At 62.7% G+C, this 18,828-nt stretch carries 14 protein-coding genes; 9 read left to right on the forward strand and 5 right to left on the reverse strand.

Annotation, left to right across the window (positions count from 1 at the left end):
- Nucleotides 1-203: 203 nt before the first annotated feature.
- Entirely contained in the window at nucleotides 204-2,048 is a 1,845-nt protein-coding gene (sppA, locus tag OKC44_RS14205; RefSeq protein WP_270813547.1) for a signal peptide peptidase SppA, read from the forward strand.
- 60 nt (nucleotides 2,049-2,108) lie between these two features.
- On the opposite strand, the gene OKC44_RS14210 is transcribed toward sppA, so the two are convergent.
- Both OKC44_RS14210 and OKC44_RS14215 read right to left on the reverse strand, forming a co-directional pair.
- A complete protein-coding gene (locus tag OKC44_RS14210; RefSeq protein WP_017409320.1) occupies nucleotides 2,109-2,666 on the reverse strand; it encodes an NUDIX domain-containing protein in 558 nt (185 codons plus the stop codon).
- Between the two features lie 6 nt (nucleotides 2,667-2,672).
- The gene (locus OKC44_RS14215) at nucleotides 2,673-3,473 is read right to left on the reverse strand and encodes a DUF2989 domain-containing protein (protein WP_270813549.1); all 801 of its coding nucleotides are present in this window, start codon (nucleotides 3,471-3,473) and stop codon (nucleotides 2,673-2,675) included.
- A 197-nt stretch (nucleotides 3,474-3,670) separates the two neighbouring features.
- Here OKC44_RS14215 and OKC44_RS14220 point away from each other — a divergent pair, with 197 nt between their 5' ends.
- Both OKC44_RS14220 and OKC44_RS14225 read left to right on the forward strand, forming a co-directional pair.
- Nucleotides 3,671-5,101 (forward strand): glyceraldehyde-3-phosphate dehydrogenase, encoded by a 1,431-nt coding sequence (locus OKC44_RS14220; RefSeq protein ID WP_270813551.1) that lies wholly within the window; start codon nucleotides 3,671-3,673, stop codon nucleotides 5,099-5,101.
- A 40-nt stretch (nucleotides 5,102-5,141) separates the two neighbouring features.
- Nucleotides 5,142-5,435, forward strand: coding sequence for a YeaC family protein (locus tag OKC44_RS14225; RefSeq protein ID WP_039214746.1), 294 nt, complete (start codon nucleotides 5,142-5,144; stop codon nucleotides 5,433-5,435).
- A gap of 261 nt (nucleotides 5,436-5,696) precedes the next feature.
- Here the strand turns inward: OKC44_RS14225 and ansA are convergent, their stop codons facing one another.
- On the reverse strand, nucleotides 5,697-6,704 hold the full coding sequence (ansA, locus tag OKC44_RS14230) for an asparaginase (RefSeq protein ID WP_270813555.1): 1,008 nt from the start codon (nucleotides 6,702-6,704) through the stop codon (nucleotides 5,697-5,699).
- 514 nt (nucleotides 6,705-7,218) lie between these two features.
- Here ansA and gltS point away from each other — a divergent pair.
- The gene (gene gltS / locus OKC44_RS14235) at nucleotides 7,219-8,418 is read left to right on the forward strand and encodes a sodium/glutamate symporter (RefSeq protein WP_226031423.1); all 1,200 of its coding nucleotides are present in this window, start codon (nucleotides 7,219-7,221) and stop codon (nucleotides 8,416-8,418) included.
- 183 nt (nucleotides 8,419-8,601) lie between these two features.
- Here gltS and OKC44_RS14240 read toward each other — a convergent pair whose 3' ends face one another.
- The gene (locus OKC44_RS14240) at nucleotides 8,602-10,473 is read right to left on the reverse strand and encodes a methyl-accepting chemotaxis protein (RefSeq protein ID WP_011707132.1); all 1,872 of its coding nucleotides are present in this window, start codon (nucleotides 10,471-10,473) and stop codon (nucleotides 8,602-8,604) included.
- Nucleotides 10,474-10,726: 253 nt separating this feature from the next.
- Between OKC44_RS14240 and prfB the strand changes: the two genes are divergently transcribed.
- A protein-coding gene (gene prfB / locus OKC44_RS14245; protein ID WP_270813558.1) for a peptide chain release factor 2 occupies nucleotides 10,727-11,825 on the forward strand; the annotation gives its coding sequence in 2 pieces (ribosomal slippage) (nucleotides 10,727-10,801 and nucleotides 10,803-11,825; 1,098 coding nt in all).
- 24 nt (nucleotides 11,826-11,849) lie between these two features.
- Complete coding sequence (gene lysS / locus OKC44_RS14250) at nucleotides 11,850-13,385, forward strand: lysine--tRNA ligase (protein ID WP_011707134.1); 1,536 nt, start codon at nucleotides 11,850-11,852, stop codon at nucleotides 13,383-13,385.
- A gap of 128 nt (nucleotides 13,386-13,513) precedes the next feature.
- Here the strand turns inward: lysS and OKC44_RS14255 are convergent, their stop codons facing one another.
- The gene (locus OKC44_RS14255) at nucleotides 13,514-14,317 is read right to left on the reverse strand and encodes a PhzF family phenazine biosynthesis protein (protein WP_270813559.1); all 804 of its coding nucleotides are present in this window, start codon (nucleotides 14,315-14,317) and stop codon (nucleotides 13,514-13,516) included.
- A 198-nt stretch (nucleotides 14,318-14,515) separates the two neighbouring features.
- Here OKC44_RS14255 and OKC44_RS14260 point away from each other — a divergent pair, with 198 nt between their 5' ends.
- From OKC44_RS14260 to OKC44_RS14270, 3 genes are read left to right on the forward strand one after another with little or no spacing between them, the layout of a single operon-like run.
- A complete protein-coding gene (locus OKC44_RS14260) occupies nucleotides 14,516-16,306 on the forward strand; it encodes an assimilatory sulfite reductase (NADPH) flavoprotein subunit (protein WP_270813653.1) in 1,791 nt (596 codons plus the stop codon).
- Nucleotides 16,306-18,018 carry an assimilatory sulfite reductase (NADPH) hemoprotein subunit gene (gene cysI / locus OKC44_RS14265; protein ID WP_270813560.1) on the forward strand — a complete coding sequence of 571 codons (1,713 nt, stop codon included), beginning with the start codon at nucleotides 16,306-16,308 and terminating at the stop codon, nucleotides 18,016-18,018. The genes OKC44_RS14260 and cysI overlap by 1 nt, the downstream gene beginning before the upstream one ends.
- Nucleotides 18,008-18,814 carry a phosphoadenylyl-sulfate reductase gene (locus OKC44_RS14270; protein ID WP_270813562.1) on the forward strand — a complete coding sequence of 269 codons (807 nt, stop codon included), beginning with the start codon at nucleotides 18,008-18,010 and terminating at the stop codon, nucleotides 18,812-18,814. Before cysI ends, OKC44_RS14270 begins: the two co-directional genes overlap by 11 nt.
- Nucleotides 18,815-18,828 lie beyond the last annotated feature (14 nt).

Genomic DNA, 18,828 nt, shown 5'->3' on the forward strand with positions numbered 1-18,828 from the left:
TCCAGTTAATTTTTTGTTATCAAACCGAGGCTAGAGTAAAGAATCGAAAATGCTTTTTCAAACAAATGTTTGGACAATTTTTCGGCGAACAGATGTGTTCCGAACAACCGGGCTCCGATCCTGTCCAAGCGGAAATGGCATTTCACCGGCCAACTGGTTAATAATGGCGCTTCCCTCCCCATTAACAGGGCGATAACGCGACTATGTCTATTTTCAAAGGTCTGGGTTGGCTGTTTCGCAGCCTGTGGCGCCTGCTCAATTTCACCCGGCTGATGCTGGTCAATCTGCTGTTTCTCGTCGTGGTCTTGATCATCGTCTTCAGCGTCAGCCAGAAAGAGGCGCCCAGCGCCCCCATCGAAGGGGCCCTCACCCTCAATCTCTCCGGTGTGCTGGTGGAACAGCGCTCGCAGACCGATCCCACCGTACAGCTGCTGCGCCAGGTGGACAACAGCGACGAGCTGCCCAGCGAGATCGTCCTCTCCGATCTGCTGTGGGCCATCAAAAGCGCCAAGGATGACGATCGTATCAAGGCGCTGGTGATCAAGCCCCAGGGGCTGCAGGGCACCAGCTTCTCCAAACTGCAGGAGGTGGCGAGCGCCATCGATGCATTCAAGGAGAGCGGCAAGCCGGTCATCGCCATGGCCGACTTCTACACTCAGGGCCAATATCTGCTGGCCGCCCACGCCGATCACGTGCTGCTCAACCAGAGCGGCGCTGTGGTCATCGAGGGGCTCGGCGTCTACCAGACCTACTACAAGTCGGCGCTGGAGAAACTCAACATCACCCCGCACGTGTTCAAAGTCGGCACCTACAAATCCTTCGTCGAACCCTATACCCGCGACGAGATGTCCCCCGAGAGCAAGGAGGCGAACCAGCGCTGGCTGGATCAGCTGTGGCAATCCTATGTGGCCGACGTGGCCGAGCAGCGCGAAATCGAACCGGACGCCGTGGCACCGGGCAAGGATCGCTTCCTCGAGCTGCTGCGCAAGGCCGGCGGCAATGCCGCCAACTACGCCCTCGACAACGGTCTGGTGGACCAGCTGGCGACCCGCGACGAGATGACTCAGGCGGTGATCAAGGAAGTGGGCGAGAGCGATGACCACGGCTGGAAGGGGGTGGGCCTCAAGGAGTACCTGGCCGCCATCCCGAGCCAGTATCCCCAGAGCGGCAAGGATGAGGTGGGCCTCATCGTCGCCAGCGGCGCCATCATGGATGGTGTCCAGCCTGCCGGCACCATCGGCGGCGACAGCCTCGCCGACCTGCTGGCCGATGCCCGCCGCGACGACAAGGTGAAAGCACTGGTGCTGCGGGTCGACAGCCCGGGCGGCAGCGCCTTCGCCGCCGAGCAGATCCGCGCCGAACTGCTGGCCCTCAAGCAGGCCGGCAAGCCGGTGGTGATCTCCATGGGCAGCTACGCCGCTTCCGGCGGCTACTGGATCTCCGCCGATGCGGACAAGATCTTCGCCTCCCCCACCACCCTCACCGGCTCCATCGGGGTGTTCGGCATGTTCGCCACCATCGACAAGGCGCTCTCCCAATACGGGGTGCACACCGACGGCGTCGGCACCACCGACTATGTCGGCGTCGGCCTGACCCGCGCCCTGCCGGAACACGTCGGTCAGGCGATCCAGCTGAACGTGGAAGATACCTATCAGCGTTTCGTCGGTCTGGTGAGCAAGGGCCGTGGCCTGAGTCCGGAAGAGACCGAGAAAGCGGCCGAGGGCCGGGTCTGGACCGGTCAGGATGCCAAGGCGCTGGGACTGGTGGACGAGTTTGGCGATCAGGAGGCGGCCATCAAGGCGGCAGCCGAGCTGGCCAACCTCAAGGAGTGGCAGGTCACCCCCATCGAGCAGGAAGAGTCGGCCAAAGACAAGTTCCTGCGCCAGCTGTTCGACAGCAGTGCCCAAGTACTGGCTTCGCACCTGCAGAGCTGGTTGCCGGCCGGGCTTGGCAAGGCGCTGGTGGAGATGAACCGCAGCCTGGACCCGCTGACCCGCTTCAACGATCCGCAGGGCACCTACGCCCTCTGCCCGGTCTGTACGCCCTGATCGGCAACAAACACAAAAAAACCGCCTTGGGGCGGTTTTTTTATGGCGATCGGGCGACGTTCAGCCCAGCAGGCCGGCACCGTGCCAGTGGTGCAGTTCGGCCAGTACCCGGGTTTCGCGCACCGTCCACTGGGGGCAAGGGCCCGCCAGCTGGGTCTTGTTGGTCTGCAGCGCCTCGGCCAGCTCGAACCAGCCGGGGGTGAAACCGAGCCTTATCTCGTAGGGCTGGGGCTGGGGTTCGCACCACGCCTCCCCCACCTGACAGAGGTAATAGAAAGAGCGGATGCAGTAGGCGTCGTAGTCGGCCTCGCGGGCCGGACGGTACTCCCGCGTCTCGCCGAGCAGGGCACCGACCGCCACCAGCTCGGCGCCACACTCTTCGCGCAGCTCGCGCGCCAAGGCCGTGCGGTGACACTCCCCATGCTCGATGCCGCCACCGGGGAACATGAGATCGCCGTTGACTCGGGAGTGCACCAGCAGCAGTTGATCACCGCGCAGCACGACGGCCCTGACGGTGACCCGCTCCAGCTGGCGGCCATCTGTGTTGACCCGACCGTGGGTGAGCCGGATGTCGAAGGGGTGTGGCCAGTCGCTGGCCAGAGATTCAATGTGGTTCATCAGGGTTCAGGGATGATAGGTTCCGCTTTTCAGTTGTTCGACCAGGGTGGCGGCCTGGCTGTCCAGGCTCTCCTGCTCTTGCTTGCTCAGGGAGTGATAGAGGCTGAAACGGGTGGCCGACACCTCGGCGGCATTCTGGAACGACTCGCTCACCTTGCCCCACAGATAGGCCTGCCCGTACTGCTTCTGGCCCATGTAGAGGGTACTGAGAGAGGTGAGGATCCGGCCGTTGACCGGCTCCCCTTCCCGGTAGAGGGAGAGGGCGTGCTGCATCAGCGCGATGGCCTTTTGCGGCTCACTCTTGGCATAGATGCCGCCGAGCGCCAGTTGCAGTTCGGGCTCCTCCAGCACGGATTGCCCCTCCAGCGCCAGAAACTGCTGGCGAGCCAGCTCGTTGGTGTTGTTGGTCCAGTGCCAGAGCAGCAGGTAGGGATCGTTGGCGTTGCGGGTGGCGGCATCGAGCTGGGCCAGCTGTTCGCCGGCCGCCAGCATCCCCTCCACCCGCGGGCTCTTCTGCTCGCGGGCCCGCTTGTACTCGATGTTGGTAGAGCGTTCGGCGCATTTGAGATAACGCTCCAGGCTGCGCATCAACTCGTACTGGCGCCGCTGCGTCCCCTCCGCCTGCAGGTAGTAGCGGGCCCGGATGATGTCGCTGCGTTCGTAACGACACCAGCCATCGTCCACCAGATCCTGACAGAGGGCCGGGTAATTGGCACAGATGTTGTGGATCCTGTCATCGTCACAGGCGGTGAGCAGCAGGCCGCAACAGAGGCCAAACAACAGGGAACAAGCTGGAAAAGGGGTCATGGTTCATATCTTGTTGGTAACAATTGCAGCCTGCCATGGCCACCCTTGGCTAGCAAACAGATTACATATCCATTACAATGCGCGCGCCGTATAAGGCCGCGACTGCAGAATAATATAACGAAATATACACCCCTACACTGATCTGCATTCGACGAATTTCTATTTGCCCCAACAACGTGAAATAAAGGATCTGGTTAATGACCCACGAGCACTATCTGCAGGCGTGGCAGGAGAGCCAGGAGCTCGCCGAAGCCATGCAACCCTTGATCGGTCGCCTCTACCGCCAGCAGGGGATCGAGATCACCCTCTACGGCCGCCCGCTGCAAAACGCCTCCACCATCGATATCCTCAAGGCCCACCGGGTCGTTCGCCGCCACCAGGGAGCTCCCCTCCCGATCCAACAGAGTTTTCCCCTGCTGCAAGCCATCCTGGCCCTGAACCCGACCGCCGCCGAGATCGATCTGGGCAAGCTGGCCGTGGGTTACTGGCAGGATCACCAGGATGAAGCCGGCATCGACGACTACCTGCGTGCCAAGCTGGCACCGGCCCTGGGTCGCGGCGTGCCGGCCCCCACCGACGTGGTGTTGTACGGCTTTGGCCGCATCGGCCGCCTGCTGGCCCGGCTGCTGATCGAGCGCACCGGCGCCGCCAACTCCCTGCGGCTGCGCGCCATCGTAGTACGCGGTGGCCGTGACGGGGATCTGGAGAAACGCGCCAGCCTGCTGCGCCGCGACTCGGTGCACGGCCCCTTCAACGGCTCCATCGAGGTGGATGTGGAACGCAGTGCCATCATCGCCAATGGCACCTTCATCCAGGTGATCTATGCAAACAGCCCGGCCGACATCGACTACACCGCCTACGGCATTCACGATGCGCTGATCGTCGACAACACCGGGGTCTGGCGCGACGAGGCGGGTCTGTCCGAGCACCTCAAGGCGCGCGGCGCCGCCCGGGTGCTGCTGACCGCTCCCGGCAAGGGGGAGATGAAGAACGTGGTGTTCGGGGTCAACCACGAGGTGATCACGTCTGACGATCGCATCATCTCCGCCGCCTCCTGCACCACCAACGCCATCACCCCGGTGCTCAAGGTGATGCAGGACAAGTACGGCATCCGCCACGGTCATGTGGAGACGGTGCACTCCTACACCAACGACCAGAACCTCATCGACAACTATCACAAGGGCGAGCGCCGCGGTCGCAGCGCGGCCCTCAACATGGTGATGACCAGCACCGGCGCCGCCAAGGCGGTGGCCAAGGCGCTGCCCGAGCTCAAGGGCAAGCTGACCGGCAACGCCATCAGGGTGCCCACCCCCAACGTGTCGCTGGCCATCATCAACCTGTCGCTGGAGCAGACCACCGATCGGGAGAGCCTCAACGCCTATCTGCAGCAGATGGCGCTGAGCTCGGCCCTGCATCGCCAGATCGACTTCAGCGCCAGCACCGAGCTGGTCTCCTCCGACATGGTGGGCTCCCGCTTTGCGGGTATCGTCGACTCCCAGGCAACCATCGCCGAGGGGGATCACTGCGTGCTCTACGTATGGTATGACAACGAGTTCGGGTACAGTTGTCAGGTAGTGCGGGTGATGGAGCAGATGGCTGGCGCAGTTCGCCAGGATCTGCCGGTCTGATCCCGATTCGTCATGGCTCAATGTGCAAGGAGAAGGCCGGATGTCGTTTCAACAAGGTGAGTTTTTGCAAGCAATCAGGCAGATGCCCGCAGAGGTGTACGAGCGCCTCAAGACCGCGGTCGAGCTTGGCAAGTGGCCCGATGGCAAGCCACTCACCGACGAGCAGAAGGCCACGTCGCTGCAGGCCGTGATGGCCTGGCAGGCGATGCACCTTGAGAACCCCGAGCACATGAACATCGGCCGTGACGGCGAGATCGTGATGAAGAGCAAGAGCGAGCTCAAGCGTCAGTATCGCGACGAGGAAGAGATAGTGCGGGTCGACCTCAACCACTGAGTCTGACCCGCCAGGCCGCCCACGGCGGCCACAACAGAGAGGGGAGCCATCATGGCTCCCCTCTTTTTTCCTATCTATGCAGGATAACTCATTCCCCTCATTCCCCTCATCCCCGGCCCTTCTCCCGCCAGGGGAGAAGGGAGCAGGCTCGCACCTGCGAACAGTAAGCGGGCCACCTGCCGGCGATCTTCATGGCAAACCTCGCCACCTCGATCTATCCCCTCTCCCGCTGGGAGAGGGTTAGGGTGAGGGGGAAACCAGTCAGGGGGTCAGCTCACCACGCAGGGACTGCTGCATCAGCTCGCGGATGCGTGGCGCTGGCAGATCCTGGCTCAGCAGAAAGTGCAGCTTGGTCAGCGCCGCCTCGGCGGTCATATCGAAGCCCGAGATGACCCCGGCCCGGGACAGAGCATTGCCGGTGGCATAGCCGCCCATGTTGACCTTGCCGTGCAGGCACTGGCTCAGGTTGACGATGATGACGCCGCGGGCCGAGGCCTCGGAGAGCAGCGCCAACATGGCCGGATTCTGCGGCGCATTGCCCACTCCGAACGAGAGCAGGATCAGCGCACGCACCGGCTGCTGCAGGATGTTGGCGATCACCTCGGCCGAGATGCCCGGATAGAGGGTCACCACGCCGATGGGCTGGGGGGTGATGTCGTGCAGTACCAGCGGCCGCTCGGACGGCCCCCCCAGCTCGCCCGCTTCCAGCGAGATGGCGATGCCGGCATTGAGCAGCGGCGGGTAGTTGGGTGAATCGAAAGCGTGGAAGCCGTCGGCGTGCACCTTCTTGCTGCGGTTGCCGCGATAGAGCTGGTTGTTGAAGAACAGCGTCACCTCGTGGATCGGGTAGTTGGCCGCGATATAGAGGGCGTTGAGCAGGTTCTGCTGACCGTCGGAGCGCAGCTCCGCCAGCGGGATCTGGGAGCCGGTGATGATGACCGGCTTGTGCAGGTCCTCCAGCATGAAGGAGAGCGCCGAAGCGGTGAACGACATGGTGTCGGTGCCGTGCAGAATGACGAAACCGTCGTACTTGTCGTAGTTGTCACGAATATCCTCGGCGATGCGCTGCCAATCCGCCGGCGTCATGTCGGAAGAGTCGATGAGGGGCGCATACTCGTGAATATGGTAATCCGGCATCTCGGGGCGATGGAACTCGGGCATCCGCGCCAGACAGTCTTCCATGAAGCCCGCCATCGGCACATAGCCGTGGTCGGAACGCTGCATCCCTATGGTGCCGCCTGTGTAGGCGATGTAGATGGACTTCTTCACACCCTCTCCTCTTTGATGGGCACAACACCCGCGAATCGTGGCTCACCTGGGGCGAAACGGCGGCATCGACTGCCCGCCGTATTCGCCATGGGCCGAAAGCCCGCCCATAATAGCGCGCCGGGCCGCCGGCTCACATCCCACCAGTGCCGTCCGGCGGGCCAAAAACCGCCGAATTATAGGGACTGGCGCCCCAGATGACAGCCTGGAAATGGCCTGCGGCCGGTATTAAACGGCGACTAACCCAATAGTGTTAAATGTCACAAGATACATCAAGAGTGACCATTTATCTGACAAATGTGGATATAAGTGGTGCTTTTTGCTACTATCCGCTCGATTTTTCATAAATCTCATCTGGAAGCCTGATCCGTTCAGGCCCGCACCGGTCCCATTTTTACGTGGGGCGGGGGCATGTTGCCCCTTCTTTGTTGGCACCTGAGCCACACTGTTTTTATCCCGGCTGAATCTGTGAGTCTGCATCAACGAAAGACACAGCCAATCAACATGGGAGTACTGAATGCTACAACTTGATTCCTACGCCACCCTGGTCGCAGCCACCCTGGTGTTGCTGCTCGGTCGTTTGCTGGTGACCCGAGTCGGGCTGCTGCGAACCTTCAACATCCCCAAACCGGTTGCCGGCGGCCTGGTGGTCGCCCTGGTGCTGCTGCTGCTGCGCTCCACCCTGCAGATGGAGCTGCAGTTCGATACCAGCCTGCAAACCCCGCTGATGCTGGCGTTCTTCGCCTCCATCGGTCTCTCCGCCGATCTCGCCAGCCTCAAGCGCGGCGGCAAGGCGGTGCTCACCTTCCTGCTGGTGGTCACCGGTCTGCTGCTGGTGCAGAACAGCCTGGGCGTGGGTCTGGCGACCCTGCTCGGTCTGGATCCCCACATGGGGCTGCTGGCCGGCTCCATCACCCTCTCCGGCGGCCACGGCACCGGGGCGGCCTGGGGCGCCACCTTCACCGAGAAGTACGGGGTGCAATCCGCCGCCGAACTGGCCATCGCCTGTGCCACCTTCGGCCTGGTGCTGGGCGGCCTCATCGGCGGCCCGGTCGCCCGCTATCTGGTGAAAAAGGTGAAAGTACCCGGCGAGGAGCACAACCGGGATGACGCACCGCAAGGCTTCGAGATGCCGGACATGGAGCGCCCGCTTACCACCTTCAGCCTGATCGAGACCCTGGCGCTGATCGCCATCAGCCTGAAGGGGGGCGAGATACTCTCTGCCTACCTCAAGGGCGGCGCCTTCGAGCTGCCGGTGTTCGTCTGCGTGCTGTTCGTCGGCGTGCTGCTGCGCAACGTGCTGACCCTGCTGAACTGGCATGAGGTGAGCGACCGCGAAGTCTCCCTGCTCGGCAACGTCAGCCTGTCGCTGTTCCTGGCGATGGCGCTGATGAGCCTGCGACTGTGGGATCTGGCCAACCTGGCGCTGCCCATCTTCGTCCTGCTGGCGGCCCAGACCGTGGCCATGGCGCTCTACGCCATCTTCGTCACCTTCCGGGTAATGGGCAGCAACTACGATGCAGCCGTGCTGGCGGCAGGCCACTGCGGTTTTGGTCTGGGGGCCACCCCCACCGCCATTGCCAACATGCAGGCCATCACCCAGCGCTTCGGCCCCTCCCACCTGGCGTTTCTGGTGGTGCCCATGGTGGGCGCCTTCTTCATCGACATCATCAACGCCATGGTGATCAAGCTGTTCTTGGCACTGCCCTTCCTGTAATTCCGTTCCCGTCAGACGTCTATGAACAGAGCCCACCCCTTGGTGGGCTCTGCCATTGCTGCTCGCGAGCGGCGCCCCCCCACCCTTCATGGCTGCCCGCGGCGAGTCACATAAACAAAAAGCCCCGCACTCGGCAGAGGGCGGGGCTTTGTCATGGCGGCCGTGCTCGCCGCGTTCAAACACTTACAGGATAAAGGTCGAGACCTGCTGGTTCAGGTCGGTGGCCCGGCCTTTGAGGCTCTCGGCCTGATCCAGATCGCGCATGGCGGCGGCGGTGATCTCGTCACTCACGTCCTTGATGGCGGTGGTGTTCTGGGTGATCTCGCCGGTCACCTGGGTCTGCTCCTCGGCGGCCGTGGCGATCTGACCCGCCATGTCGGAGATGAGCGACACCGCCTGGGTGATCTCTTCGAGCGCAGCGGCGGCGGCATCGGCGTCTTTCACGCTGTTGTCCGCCAGCCCCTGGCTGGTCTGCATCAGGCTCACCGCACGGGCCGTGGTCTGCTGCAGGGTCTCGATGGTGGACTGGATCTCCTGGGTGGAGTCCTGGGTACGGCGTGACAGCACCCGCACCTCGTCCGCCACCACCGCGAAACCGCGACCCTGTTCACCGGCGCGGGCCGCTTCGATGGCCGCGTTCAGCGCCAGCAGGTTAGTCTGCTCGGCGATGCCCTGAATGGTGGAGAGGATGCCGGAGATGGCCTGGGCGTGGCGGCTCAGCTCGCCGATCACCTCGGTCGCCTGCCCCACTTCCTCGGCCAGACCGTTGATGGACTGACGGGTCTGGTTCACCAGCATCTTGCCCTGCTCACTGCTCTGGGCGGATTGTTGGGCCGCAGCGGCGGTGTTCTCGGCGTTGCCGGCGATCTCCATGGTGGCGCTCGCCATCTCGGTGACGGCGGTAGCGACCATGGTCACCTCCTGCTGCTGACGCTGCAGCTCGTCCACGGCGGCCTGGTTGGTCACCAGACTGCGCTCGGCATCGGCGTTCAGCTCGTTGGCCAGCTTGCGGATATTGCCGATCAGCTGGTGCTGGCTGCCGACGAAGCGGTTGAAGCTGTTGGCCAGCTGACCCACTTCGTCGTTGGTGTCGATCTTGATGCGCTGGGTCAGATCGCCGTTACCGTCGGCGATGCGCGCCAGGGCCTGGGAGACCTTGCTGAGCGGGCCGAGCAGCATGCTGACCAGCCAGGAGATGGCGAGGATGCTGCCCACCAGCACCAGCAGGGCCAGGCCGAGCTGGGTCATCAGCAGGGAAGAGAGCGGCGCCTCCAGGGTCTCCTTGTCCAGCACCAGCACCAGTTCCCAGTCGGTATCGGGGATGTCCACCGCCCACAGCAGCTTGTCACGCCCTTCGTTGTCGAAGTAGGCCGGTACCAGGCTGTTGCTGGTCTTGCTCTGCTCGATCAGGGCATTGGTCAGATCGTTGTCGATCTCGGTGGCCGGTTTCATCGCCTTGGCGGCGTCCTTGTAGGCGATGACGGTGCCGTCTTTGTGCATCATGATGGCGAAACCGTCGGCCGGCAGCTTCATCTTGGTGACGTCTTCCACCAGCGAGGCGATGGAGAGGTCGCCGCCGACCACGCCGCCCTGAGCCGGCTGGGCCAGGGTCACCACCATGATGTTGTAGGCCACATCCAGATAGGGTTTGGTCACGATCAGGCCGCCCTTGCTCATCGCTTCCTGATACCAGCCACGGGAGCGGGGATCGTAACCGTCACGGTTGATGGAAGGGTCGGAGTCGTTCATCTTGCCGCCGCTCTCGCCAAAATAGGTGAGCTGGAAGCGACCGGAGACTTGCGCCTGTTGCAGGGCGTTGAGGGGTTCGGCACCGGCCTTGTTGCCAAGCGCCTGAATGACATCGCGACGGGCCGCGAGCCAGTCACTGACACTGGCCGCCTGCTGGCTGCCGAGGCGTTGTACCTGTTCCTGACTGCCTTGCAGCAACAGGGACTTCTGGCTGGTATAGCTCTGCCAGGAGAGCAGCAGGATCACCAGCGACAGGGCGATCACCACCGACAACAGTATCTTCTGCTTGAGTGATAGGTTTTTCATCATGCGTTCTTCTTATGAGGTCAGGAACAGGATTTCCCAAAAAGTGCACAGCACTGCGTAGTTATTAACGACCCGTCGGCGCAAAACTAAACCGGAAAATGGGCCGGTGGGCGATATTTTCCACCGAGTTGGGGAAAACTGCACCAGAAATTGACTACGAGGCCGGCACAAGGACAGCCGACCCTGTTTATTCCTTCCACAATTGGCTAGAATATCCCGTTTTTAAATCACATCGACCCCGAGAGTTTTCACGATGTTTGAAGTCAATCCTGTATTAAACAAGCTTAAGGAGCTGTCTGAGAGGACCGAGCTGCTTAGGGGGTACCTTTGACTATGAGGCCAAGAAAGAGCGTCTAGAAGAGGTCAACGCCGAGCTGGAACAGCCGGACGTCTGGAATGAACCCGAGCGCGCACAGGCGCTGGGCAAAGAGCGCGTGGCGCTGGAAAACGTGGTCGGCACCATCGACACCCTGACCCAGGGCGCCGATGACGTGGCCATGCTGGTCGAGCTGGCCGTGGAAGGTGAAGACGAAGACACCTTCAACGAAGCCGTGGCCGAAGCCGACGTGCTGGAAACCAAGCTGGTGGATCTCGAGTTCCGCCGCATGTTCTCCGGTCAGCACGACCCCTCCGACTGCTACATCGACATCCAGTCCGGCTCCGGTGGTACCGAAGCGCAGGATTGGGCCAACATGGTCCTGCGCATGTACCTGCGCTGGGGTGATGCCCACGGCTACAAGCCCGAGCTCATCGAATGCTCCGAAGGCGACGTGGCCGGCATCAAGTCCGCCACCATCAAGTTCACCGGTGAGTATGCGTTCGGCTGGCTGCGTACCGAGACCGGCGTCCACCGCCTGGTGCGCAAATCCCCGTTCGATTCCGGTGGCCGTCGCCACACCTCGTTCTGCTCGGTGTTCGTCTACCCCGAGATCGACGATGACATCGACATCGAGATCAACCCGGCCGACCTGCGCATCGACGTCTACCGTGCCTCCGGCGCCGGTGGTCAGCACGTCAACCGGACCGAATCCGCGGTACGTATTACCCACATTCCTACTGGGGTCGTGGTACAGTGCCAGAACGATCGTTCCCAGCACAAAAACAAAGATCAGTGTATGAAGCAGCTGAAGGCCAAGCTCTACGAGCTGGAAATTCAGAAGCAGAATGCCGAGAAGCAAGCCCTCGAAGAGACCAAGTCCGATATCGGCTGGGGCAGCCAGATCCGTTCCTATGTGCTGGATGATGCGCGCATCAAGGATCTACGTACCGGCGTCGAAACCCGCAACACCCAGGCGGTACTCGACGGCGACTTGGACAAGTTTATCGAAGCTAGCCTGAAATCAGGCCTGTAAAAAAACAGAACAGCAGGAATCACCATGTCTGAACAAACCACTACTCCGGAAGTCGACCAAACTCTCGATCTGAACAACGAGATGCAGGAGCGTCGTTCCAAGCTGGCCGCCTTGCGCGCCCAGGGCAACCCCTTCCCCAACGACTTCCGTCGTGACAGCCTCTCCGGCGATCTGCACGCCGAGTTTGGTGACAAGAGCGCCGACGAACTGGCCGCACTGGGTAAACGGGTGAAGATTGCCGGTCGCATCATGACCCGCCGGATCATGGGCAAGGCATCTTTCGCCACCCTGCAGGACATGGCTGGCAAGATCCAGGTCTACGTCACCCGTGACGACCTGCCGGAAGGCTTCTACAACGAGCAGTTCAAGAAGTGGGATCTGGGCGACATCGTGGGTGTCGAAGGTACCCTGTTCCGCACCAACACAGGCGAACTCTCCGTTCACGTCTCCGACATTCGCCTGCTGACCAAGGCCCTGCGCCCGCTGCCCGAGAAGCACAAAGGTCTGACCGATCAGGAAGCCCGCTGCCGTCAGCGTTATCTGGATCTGATCGCCAACGAAGAGTCCCGCAAGACTTTCGTGACCCGTACCAAGGTCGTGGCCGGTATCCGCAAGTTCCTGAACGACAAGCGCTTCATGGAAGTGGAAACCCCCATGATGCAGGTCATCCCGGGTGGCGCTTCTGCCCGTCCGTTCATCACCCACCACAATGCGCTGGACATCGACATGTACCTGCGTATCGCTCCGGAACTCTACCTGAAGCGTCTGGTGGTCGGTGGTTTCGAGCGTGTCTACGAGATCAACCGCAACTTCCGTAACGAAGGTATCTCCGTTCGCCATAACCCCGAGTTCACCATGCTCGAGTTCTATATGGCCTACGCCGACTACATCGATCTGATGGATCTCACCGAAGAGATGCTGCGCACCCTGGCGCAGGACATCCTGGGCGACACCAAGATCCGTTACGCCAAAGAGGGCGAAGAGGGCCTGACCATCGATTTCGGTCAGCCGTTCCAGCGTCTCTCCATGGTTGACTCCATCCTGAAGTACAACCCGGATGTGACCCGTGACGATCTGGCGACCCTGGAGAAGGCCACCGCCGTCGCCAAGCGCCTGCACATCGAGCTGATGAAGAGCTGGGAACTGGGCCACGTGATCACCGCGATCTTCGAAGAGACCGTGGAGCACATGCTGCTGCAACCGACCTTCATCACCGAGTACCCGGCCGCCGTTTCTCCGCTGGCCCGTCGCAACGACCAAAACCCGGACGTCACCGACCGCTTCGAATTCTTCATCGGCGGCCGCGAGCTGGCCAACGGCTTCTCCGAGCTGAACGATGCGGAAGATCAGGCCGAACGCTTCCAGGCTCAGGTTGACCAGAAAGCCGCAGGCGATGACGAAGCCATGTTCTACGACGCCGACTTCGTGACCGCGCTGGAACACGGTCTGCCGCCGACTGCCGGTCAGGGTATCGGTATCGACCGTCTGGTGATGCTGTTCACCAACAGCCACACCATCCGCGACGTCATCCTGTTCCCGGCTCTTCGTCCACAAAAGTAAGAGCCGAAGAAACAGGGCCGCAGCAGCACAGCTGCCGTCCATGACAATCAAAACGCCCCGCAACCGCGGGGCGTTTTTTATGGTAGGCACAAACCGGTGACGAATCTTCAATGCCACCAGCTTGCCGCTTATGAGGCCGGCAGCAGCCACTCCCCCTGCCACAAGGTGACGGCCTGACCGGCCATCAGCACCCGATTCTCCTGCAGTTCTAGCCGCAGCTCCCCGCCCCGAGCCGAGATCTGGCGGGCCCGCAGCTGCCGTTTGCCGAGCCGTTCGGCCCAGAAGGGCACCAGGGCGCAGTGGTTGGAGCCGGTCACCGGATCCTCCTCAACCCCGACCCAGGGGGCGAAGTAGCGGGAGACGAAGTCATGGTCCGAGCCGCGCGAGAGCGCCGTCACCATCAGACCGCGACCGGGCAGCGCGCGCAGGGCGTGAAAATCGGGAGTCAGCGCACGAACCTCCTCCTCGCTGGCCAGCGCTAGCAAGAACTTGGCGCCAGCCGCCAGGGTTTGCAGCGGCTGGCAACCGACCGCAGCCGCATAGGCAGGATCCAGAACGAGCGGCACCGGAGCAATGCGCGGGAAATCGAGCCAGATCCACTCCCCTTCGCGCCGGGCCAGCAGCTCGCCGCTGCGGGTCTCGAAGTGGATGACCTCATCCTCTGCTACCGCCCCCGTCTGCCACAACATGTGGGCCGCCGCCAGGGTGCCGTGGCCGCAGAGATCCACTTCCAGCTCGGGAGTGAACCAGCGCAGCTGGTAGCGGGCATGGCCAAGGGGCACCAGAAAGGCGGTCTCCGACAGGTTGAACTCGGCCGCCATGGCCAGCAAGGTGGCATCCGGCTGGCTCGGCCCCAGCGCCACCACCGCCGGGTTGCCACCAAAGGGGTGCTGGCTGAAGGCATTGACATGAAACAAGCTGATGGTCGACATTCACGCTTCCTGTGTGGGTAATACGGGTTCATTCATTGCTCTTTATACCATGAGAGCCCTGTCGATCTGAGTCGCCTTGCGACCCTCTCCATCACCGTTTTAATGCAGTAATAGAATAAAAAAGACATTTTTATTCTTTGTTGTTATCCATCACACCCCTTAACCTGACCAAAAATCAGACCATGGAAGACGTGTGTGATGCAATTGAAGGACTCCCTGACCAACCTGACTCCCCTCTCCGACGAGCAGCAGCGACAGCTGAGCCAGGCGCTATCGACCCTCAATACCCAGCAACTGGCCTGGGTCAGCGGTTATCTCTACGGTCTCTCCCAGGCGGGCAGCCAGCCTGCCGTGACCGGTGCAACCGCCACTGCCCCCAGCGGCAATCTGACCATTCTCTACGGCTCCCAGACCGGCAACGCCAAGGGCGTGGCCAGTGCCATCAAGGCGCAGGCCGAGGCCCGTGGCCTGCCGGTGACCCTCACCTCCATGGCGGACTACAAACCCAAGCAGCTCAAGAAAGAGACCCACCTGCTGGTGGTAGTGAGCACTTACGGGGAGGGTGAACCGCCGGAGAGCGCAGTCGATCTGTTCGAGCAGCTCAAGAAGGGCAAGGTCGGCAAGCTGGAAGGGCTCAAGTTCGCCGTGCTGGGGCTGGGTGACAGCTCCTATGAATTTTTCTGCCAGACCGGCAAGGACTTTGACAGCCTGCTGACCAAGGCCGGCGCCGATCGGGTGCATGAACTCGCCAGCCTGGACGTGGATTATCAGGATGCCGCCAAGGCGTGGGGCGAGCAGGCGCTCAATGCCATCGCCGCCACCCTCTCCGCCGGCCCTGCCGGCAGCAGCGTGGCCAGCGCGGTACAACAGGCGGTCGGCCACAGCCAGTACAGCAAGGAGAACCCCTTCCCGGCCAGACTCTCGGTCAATCAGAAGATCACCGGCCGCGACTCGACCAAGGATATCCGCCACATCGAGATCAGCCTTGAAGAGTCCGGCATCCGCTACCAGCCGGGCGATGCCCTCGGCATCTGGTTTGACAACGCCCCCGCACTGGTGAACGAGGTACTGGCGCTGGCCGGTCTCTCCGGCGACGAGGCCACCGCCCGCGGCAGCCTGCGCGAAGTACTCAGCCGCGAGCTGGAGCTGACCCGCTTGCACGGCGGCTTTATCACAGGGCTCGCTGACATATCGGGCAACGCAGCACTGAAAGATCTGGCCGGCGACAAGGCCCAGGTCAATGCTCTGGTGGCCTCTGCCCAGGTGGTGGACGTGCTGAAACGCTTCCCGACCGCGCTCACAGCCGAACAGCTGCTGGGCCTGCTGCGCCCGCTCACCCCGCGCCTCTACTCCATCGCCTCCAGCCAGAGCGAGGTGGAAGAGGAGGTGCACCTGACCGTCGGCGTGGTGCGCTACCCACAGGAAGACGGCACTGTGCGCAGCGGCGCCGCCTCCTCCTACCTGGCGGATCGGCTGGCTGAAGATGCCGAGGTGCGGGTGTTCGTCGAGCACAACGACAACTTCCGCCTGCCGTCAAACCCCGACACCCCCGTCATCATGGTGGGCCCAGGTACCGGCATCGCCCCGTTTCGCGCCTTCCTGCAGGAGCGCGAGGCCCAGGGGGCCGAAGGCAACAACTGGCTGTTCTTCGGCAACCCGCACTTCACCCAGGATTTCCTCTATCAGGTGGAGTGGCAGCGCTATGTGAAGAGCGGGCTGCTCAGCAAGATCTCGCTGGCCTTCAGCCGGGATCAGGCCGAGAAGGTCTACGTACAGCACCGCCTGCGGGAAGCGGGCCAGGAGCTCTACCAGTGGCTGGAAGCAGGCGCTCACTTCTATGTGTGCGGCGATGCCAACCAGATGGCGAAAGATGTGCAGGAAGCCCTGCTGGATGTGATTGCGGAACATGGCCACAAGAGCCGTGAAGAAGCAGAAGAGTATTTGAGCGAATTGCGTCGTGCCAAACGTTATCAAAGGGATGTCTATTGATGAGCAAACAACTGATTCCGGGACCGGTGGAAGGACCGCTGGCCGACAACGAACGTCTGAAACGCGAGAGCGATCATCTGCGCGGTACCATAGCGCAGGATCTCACAGACCCGCTCACCGGTGGCTTCAACGGCGACAACTTCCAGCTGATCCGCTTTCACGGCATGTATCAGCAGGATGACCGCGACATTCGCCCGGAGCGCACCGCCCAGAAGCTGGAGCCGCTGCACAACGTCATGCTGCGCGCCCGCCTGCCCGGCGGCATCATCACCCCGGCCCAGTGGCAGGTGATCGACAAGTTCGCCGAGGAGCACAGTCTGTACGGCAGCATCCGCCTGACCACCCGCCAGACCTTCCAGTTCCACGGGGTGCTCAAGCGCGACATCAAGATGATGCACCAGACCCTCAACAGCACCGGCATCGACAGCATAGCCACCGCCGGCGACGTGAACCGCAACGTGCTCTGCACCAGCAACCCGGTGGAATCCGAGCTGCACCAGGAGGCCTACGAGTGGGCCAAGAAGATCTCCGAACACCTGCTGCCCAAGACCCGCGCCTACGTGGAGATCTGGCTGGACGGCGAGAAGCTGGGGGGTGACGAAGAGCCGATCCTGGGTTCCAACTACCTGCCGCGCAAGTTCAAGACTACGGTGGTGATCCCGCCCCACAACGACGTGGACATCCACGCCAACGATCTCAACTTCGTAGCCATCAGTGATCACGGCAAGCTGGTGGGCTTCAACGTGCTGGTGGGCGGGGGTCTGGCCATGACCCACGGCGACACCAGCACCTACCCGCGCAAGGCGAGCGATTTCGGCTTCGTGCCGCTCTCCCACGTGCTGGAAGTGGCGGCCGCCGTGGTCAGCACCCAGCGCGACTGGGGCAACCGGGTCAACCGCAAGAACGCCAAGACCAAGTACACACTCGAGCGCGTCGGCGTCGAGGCCTTCAAGGCCGAGGTAGAGAGCCGCGCCGGCATCGAGTTCGGGCCGGTACGTCCCTATGAGTTCACCAGCCGTGGCGATCGCTTCGGCTGGGTAGAGGGGATCGACGGCAAGCACCACCTGACCCTGTTTATCGAGAACGGCCGCCTGCTGGACTTCCCGGGCAAGCCCCTCAAGACCGGCATGCTGGAGATCGCCAAGGTACACCAGGGGGATTTCCGTCTCACCGCCAACCAGAACCTGATCATCGCAGGCGTACCTGCCGGCGAGAAGGCCCGCATCGAAGCACTGGCACGCCAGTACGGCCTGCTGGATGACGGCGTGAGCGAGCAGCGCAAGCAGTCCATGGCCTGCGTCGCCCTGCCCACCTGCCCGCTGGCGATGGCCGAGGCCGAACGCATGCTGCCTGCCTTCGTCAGCGACATCGAAGTGCTGCTGGCCAAACACGGTCTGGCCGATGACGCCATCATCTTCCGGGTCACCGGCTGCCCCAACGGCTGCGGCCGCGCCATGCTGGCGGAGGTGGGTCTGGTGGGCAAGGCGCCGGGACGCTACAACCTGCACCTGGGTGGCAACCTCGAGGGGACCCGCATCCCGCGCCTGCACCTGGAGAACATCACGGAGCCGCAGATCCTGGCCGAGCTGGATGCCCTGATCGGTCGCTGGGCCAAGGATCGCAGCGCGGGCGAGTGCTTCGGCGACTTCGTCATCCGCGCCGGCATCATAGCCCCGGTCATCGACTCCGCGAGGGACTTCTATGCAGCCTGATCAGACCGATACAGAGCGGCTGGCGCGCACCGCCGATGGCCGGCTCGACCTCGACGCCCTGCTGGCCTTGAGCCGCGAGGAGCAGGTCGAGGCGCTGGCCCCCCTCAACCGGCAGCTGGATGCCATCAGCGCCCCCGAGCGGGTGCGCTGGGCGCAGGCCAACCTGCCGGGAGAGCACGTGCTGTCATCGAGCTTCGGCATCCAGGCGGCGCTGATGCTGCACCTGGTGAGCCGCGAGCGTGCCGACGTGCCGGTGGTGCTGACCGATACCGGTTATCTCTTCCCCGAGACCTACCGCTTCATCGACGAGCTGACCGAGCGCCTCGCCCTCAACCTCAAAATCTACCGGGCCGAGCTCAGTCCGGCCTGGCAGGAGGCCCGCTTCGGCCTCCTGTGGGAGCAGGGGGTAGAGGGGATCACCCGCTACAACCAGCTCAACAAGGTGGAGCCGATGGACCGCGCCCTGAACGAGCTGGGTGCCCGCACCTGGTTCTCGGGCCTGCGCCGGGAGCAATCCGGCAGCCGGGGCAAGCTGCCGGTGCTGGCCATCCAGCGCGGCCGCTTCAAGTTCCTGCCGGTGATCGACTGGAGCAACAAGGACGTCTTCTACTACTTCAAGGAGTTCGACCTGCCCTACCACCCGCTGTGGGAGCAGGGCTACCTGTCGGTGGGCGACGTGCACACCACCACCAAGTGGGAGCCCGGCATGAGCGAGGAGCAGACCCGCTTCTTCGGCCTCAAGCGCGAATGCGGCCTGCACGAGGAGAACGGCGAGAACGACGGCTCCGGCATCTGAGCCAGAGGGTCCAC

The organism is Aeromonas sp. S41-2 (assembly GCF_027705845.1).
GTDB lineage: Bacteria > Pseudomonadota > Gammaproteobacteria > Enterobacterales > Aeromonadaceae > Aeromonas > Aeromonas hydrophila.